Source organism: Streptomyces sp. NPDC045701 (assembly GCF_056432045.1).
In genome coordinates this window covers 1-4,025 of sequence record NZ_JBWKJV010000136.1, presented here as the reverse complement: position 1 = coordinate 4,025, position 4,025 = coordinate 1, and the positions used below count along the sequence as shown (strand labels likewise).

The window sequence follows — 4,025 nt, the reverse complement described above, 5'->3', positions numbered from 1 at the left end:
AGCTCGCTCCGCAACTCAACCACCAGCGCCGCGAGTTCCTCATAGCTGGGAAGCGGCGCGGTCCGGGACATGAGACCCAATGATCACGATACGGGACCCCGAGATCAACTCGAATGCCGGTGACCAGCTATCCAGTCACGATCCCCGTAGAAGGCGGCGTGCAGGGCAGCAGCCCGCAGGCGTGGGGCGGCGAGGCGGGATTTCCTGCCTGGCGGGCCTTCAGGCCAGGGCCGCGTGCCGGTGCCGCCCGGAGCCGCGCCCCTGGTGCTGACAGTAGGCGTGCTGTTGGCCGGTGTCGGTTAACGACACGACCGGCGCCTTTCCCCGCCCCCCCAAACGCGCAGCCCCTGCCGTTACCGGGCGGGGAGCGGGTCGTTGTAGTGTCTGCGCTTAACTCCTTGTCCCTGGCCCCCAGGGGTGCGTGGATGGCCCCGGCTCCCCCTCCCAAGCCCCGGGGCCATCGGCATGCCCCGATGGCCCCGGTGTCAGCGGCTCGGTGAATCAGCGCACCCGAGCAACACGGTCTGTGGAAAGTGGCGGCCTGCTGCCGCCGAGTGCCTGACTTCGGTCTGATCGGCCTCGACGTCGACCGGAAGAACGGCGGGTCACCACACCCCAAGTTCCGTCAGTACCGCGATCCGGTCCGCGGGGAGCGCCGCACGGCGGGAGCGGTGGTTTGGACAGCCATACACCCAAGCTTGGCCGTGTGCTCCTGGCCGTCGTGTACCACGTGTTCGACGTGAGCCCTTGAAACGCCTGTCAGGGTGCCTTCACGGGCCAGGTAGGCGCGCGCCGCCGCCACCCCGCGCTCGCACGCCGCCGCCCGCCCGCCATCGGCCTTCGGTGCGGCGGCCGGTTCCAGCGCCGTGACGCCGAGCGCGGCCAGCCGCTCGCGCTGGGCCTCGCTCAGCTGCGCCCGCCCTTTGTCGACGCTTCTACAGTCCCATATGGCCCGTTTGTCAGTGGTCACTGACGAGCGGCGAGGCATTTGGCTCCACCTCATGAAGCAACATTGTTGCGGTCTTCTTCAAACGATGTTGCCCCTCCTGGTAGGGATGGAAGACAAGGTGCACATTTCGATCTGTTAGGAATTTTTCAAACCCCTGGCGAAGTTTTTGCTTGTTGAAGTGTTTCCCGTAGTGGCCGCTATCCGAGTTTACTTGCAGGCCTAGCTTGCCATCTTTTCGGAACATCTGCATGATCATTCCGGCGGCAAACTTTCCGGAGGGGGACGAGTCTTTACCTGCATGGGGAAGTCCCATTGACCACACGACGGTCTCGTGACCGCTCAAACGCGGTGCCCTAATGCCATCACGAGGCGAGCCGGAAGGTGCTCTCAGGCTGGGGTCGATTTTGCTGTCGATTTGCAGTACGCCAGCCGCCAGCCTTTCTGTGCCTTTACTGTTGAAGTAAACGAATTCAATTCGATCTGGCTTGTTCTTTTCGAGCAGTGGCAGGAGCAGTCTCGGCCAGTGTGCAGAGTCCACGTTGGTAAGTTCCACGATCGCCGGACTGCCGTCGCTGTCGTTGTACAGGCGAGCGGCCTCTATCTGCCTGGATGCCTTGTATGCCTTGTATGTCTTGACCGCTTCACGGCCTATAGCGACGCCAATACTGCCCAGCCCAAAAGCGATACCAGCGCCGGTGACTGCACTTGCAGCGATCTGCAGTGGATTGTCCCACTGGTTGTTTCCTGTGGCAGCGGCGGCGGCGTTCAGGGCAATGTCCGCGGCGTCGAAGGCAGCACCGGCTATAGCCAAGCCCAGGGAGAGGCCACCAGTGGGGATGGCCAGGGCCAGTGATATGACTCCCAGGAGGGCGGAGACGCCGATCATCACGCCATTCATGATGGTGTCAAGCTCGGCGGTGTTGCCGGTGGGGTCGGTTTTCATGACGGGGTTGGCGTCGAAGGCCATGTACCGGTTGTGGAGGGGGGCGGGGTCGCGGCTGATGAACCGGTTCTGGGTGGGGTCGTAGAGGCGGCTTTGCAGGTATTGGGTGCCGGTGGTGGGGTTGGTGTATTCGCCGGCGTAGGTGAAGGGGTTGATGCCCGCGGCTGCGCCTGGGCTGCCGGCTGTGGTGGTGGGGCCGGTACCGGTGCTGCTGGCGGTCGCCGTTCCGCTGGCTGTCGTGCCTGCGGGTGGCAGGGGGGTGTGGGTGGTGGGGGTGGTGTGCTGGCCGTAGTCGGTGTAGTGCCAGGCGGCATTAACGCGGCCGCCCTCACCTGTGAGGGTGGTGGTGTTGCCGTGGCGGTCGTGGTGGAGGTATCCGCCGCCGGTGGCGTTCGCTGTCTGGGCCGCTTGGGCCGTCTCGGCTGGGGTGCCGGTCTGGCTGGTGGTGAGGGTGCGGGCTTCGCGGGTGGCGGCCTGGAGGTAGGAGCCGGTGATGGTGTCCAGCTGCTGGACGGCCCCGTCACCGCTGGTGGTGGTGTGGGTGTCGTTGGTGATGGTGCCGGTGGTGGGGTCGTAGTAGAACCCGGTCACCGTCGCACCGCCGCCTTGCCCGGCTTGTTCCCCGCCGGGGGTGGTGGTGGCGGTTTTGCGGGTGCCGTCGGCCCAGTAGGTGTAGCGGGTGGTGGTGCCGTCGGGGGTGGTAACCGAGACGGGCTGGCTTAGGGGGTTGTAGGTCCAGGTGTTGCCGCGGTGGTCTTTGGTCAGGTTTCCGGCCTGGTCGAATTCCTGGGTTTTCTTCTGCCCGTTGGTGGTGATGGCGGTGAGGCGGCCGGCGGGGTCGATGTCGTGTTCGGTGACCGTCTTCTTGCCCTGCTGGTCGTGGCGGGTGGTTTCGGTGCGGGTGATGTCTCCGGAGACGTTGAGGGTGTAGGCGGTTTCGGTGACCGGCTCGCCCTTGTCGTTGCTGACTGTGGAGTGGATGAGGCGGTCGTAGGCGTCGTAGCGGTAGGCGGTGGTGGTGACCGCCATGCTCACCCCGCCGTGCTCGTCTCTGACGACCGCGCCGGTGTCGTTGACGGCGGGGCGGGTGTCGGTGCGGGAGGTGAGGTTGCCGTGCGCGTCATAGGTATAGGAGGCCTCATTCACCACAGACCCGTCCGCGCGGGTGGTCTTCTCACTCTTGACCTGGCTGGCACCGGTGAAGGTGTAGGAGGTGGTGACCTTGTTGCCGCGTTCGGCCTTCTCGATCCGGCCGAGTCCGTCGTAGGTGTAAGCCACCTCGGCGAGGACCTTCCCGCCGGCACCGGTCTGCTGCGCGGAGCGCAGGGTTCCGTCGTCGTTGTGGGTGTAGACGGTGCGCGCGCCCGCGGTGTCGGTCGAGGCTACGAGCTGGCCGTGGGTGTCGTATTCCTGGGTGAGGGTTTTGCCGTCGGGGTAGGTCACCTTGGTGACGTGGCCGTCCGCATCGTAGGTGTACCCGATCCGGGTGCCGGCCTTGTCGGCCGGGTCGAACACCTCAGTGACCCGGCCGGTCACCTTGTCGTAGGTGTAGGCGGTTTTCACCGTGGTTTTGCCGTCAGCGGAGACTGTCGCGGTCTCTACCACGCGGCCGGTGGCCGGATCATGGGCGGTGGTGGTGACCGTCCCGTCGGGGCGGGTTACCTTCTCCGCCTCGCCCCGGTCGTTGTAGAGGGTGGAGATGATTCCGCCGGTGGGGTCCTTTTCCTCGATCACCCGTCCGGCATCGTCCCGCTTCAGGATGGTCCCGGACCGCTTGTCCTGACCGGAGTTGAGGGTTTTGACCACCGGGCCGCCGGTCAGATCCTCACGCGGTTCAGCAGTGACCTCACCCCCGGGGAACGTCTCGGGCGCGGCCGGAGTGAGGGTGGCGGTGTCGACCGTGCCGCCGGTGCCGTAAGCCAGGCGGGTGGTGACATCCCTGGCCGTGGATTCCCGCGCCCGGCCGAGCCCGTCAAAGGCCTGAGAAGCCGCGGGGACGGGGGTGCCGTCCGCGTGACGGGTCGAGGAGGCGACCGTACGGTCGGCAGCATCGAGCTTCTCGGTGGTGGTGGTCACCGCCCTGGCCGGGTCGCTCTCCCCGGCGGGGAGGATGGCGGTGGTTTTGGTGTGGGC

1 protein-coding gene is annotated in these 4,025 nt (G+C 66.1%); it reads right to left on the bottom strand.

All coding sequences use genetic code 11. The annotated features are described in order from the left end of the window. Positions 1-959: 959 nt before the first annotated feature. A complete protein-coding gene (locus AC07DW_RS33640) occupies positions 960-3,968 on the bottom strand; it encodes an RHS repeat-associated core domain-containing protein (RefSeq protein WP_478861408.1) in 3,009 nt (1,002 codons plus the stop codon). Positions 3,969-4,025 lie beyond the last annotated feature (57 nt).